Source organism: Moorena sp. SIO3I8 (assembly GCF_010692325.1).
Taxonomy (GTDB): Bacteria; Cyanobacteriota; Cyanobacteriia; order Cyanobacteriales; family Coleofasciculaceae; genus Moorena.
The window spans coordinates 1-1125 of the sequence record NZ_JAAHHW010000461.1; the positions used below are offsets into that span (position 1 = coordinate 1).

Genomic DNA, 1125 nt, shown 5'->3' on the forward strand with positions numbered 1-1125 from the left:
GAAAGATTCAGTGTCAGATTGGCTTTGGGGTATACTAGCATCACTAAACAGTGTTTAGTCTAAGTTGCTCAAGTTTCATAGGAGACGACAATGCTGATAGTCAAAATGAAACTATTTGATAAGGAATCAGGATTTCATACCAATCTGGAGGTGACTGGTATGAAATTTGAACCTATCGAAGGCTTTCTACCGGCTCCACCACCAGCTCTGAATTCATCATTTGCAAACTGGCAGTTAAGTTATCGTGGTTTGGACGATGTGAAATCATGCTTCTCATCACGTCTTACCGCAGGAAAAGTAGTTAATTACTCAGCTCCTGAAGAAGCTCAGGCGGTAAAAGCACACCTGAATGAATGGCTCAACTCTGGAGATAGGGAGTGGCAACCTATCCGAGATCAATTGATTTCAATAGCAAACCAATCACAAGCAAACCAATCGAATCCTGCTGGTCAAGAAATTCACGTACTCCTTGATGTTCCGGAAACAAACTTGAGCCGCTTTCCCTGGCAAGAGTGGGATGTATTTAAAAATCACTACCCAAACGCAGAAGTTATTTTAAGGATTAGAAATCCATCTAGCAAAACAATCATCCCACCTCAAAACTCCTCAAAACTCAGAATTCTAGTAGTGGTGGGTAGGAGTGATGGAATTAATACCGAGTCTGACCTAGAGGTAATCCAAGAGTTAGAAAAAAAAGGAGTAGAGGTCATTACTCTTATTCAGCCTTCTTTTCAGGAGTTATATCAAGCGCTTTTTGAAAGCTACCAGATCTTTATCTTTACTGGTCATAGTAGTTCTCAAGAAGATGGAAAGATTGGTTGGATTGAACTTAATAATCAAGACAGTGTAACGATTAAGCAATTAAGTGAACCCTTCAAGAAAGCTATAGACAATGGATTGCAGCTAGCTATTTTCAATTCTTGTGACGGGATTGGTTTAGCCAACCAACTGACACAGTTGAATTTGCTTCAATGTATTGTAATGAGAGAACCAGTTCCTGATGTGGTAGCTGTCGCATTTTTAAAATATTTTTTCAAGGAATTTACTGGTAATAAGTCTCTTTTTACTTCAGTACACGAAGCACGCAACCGTCTGGGTGATCTTAATGAAAAATAGCCAGGAGTT

Annotated in this window: 1 protein-coding gene; it reads left to right on the top strand. The window is 39.5% G+C overall.

What is annotated here, in order from left to right; genetic code table 11:
• Positions 1–105: 105 nt before the first annotated feature.
• Entirely contained in the window at positions 106–1116 is a 1011-nt protein-coding gene (locus F6K51_RS37890; RefSeq protein WP_293031478.1) for a CHAT domain-containing protein, read from the top strand.
• Positions 1117–1125: the final 9 nt, after the last annotated feature.

Coding starts and splice junctions, on each gene's coding strand:
- F6K51_RS37890 (WP_293031478.1), top strand. CDS start 106: ATGAAACTATTTGATAAGGAATCAGGATTTCATACCAATCTGGAGGTG.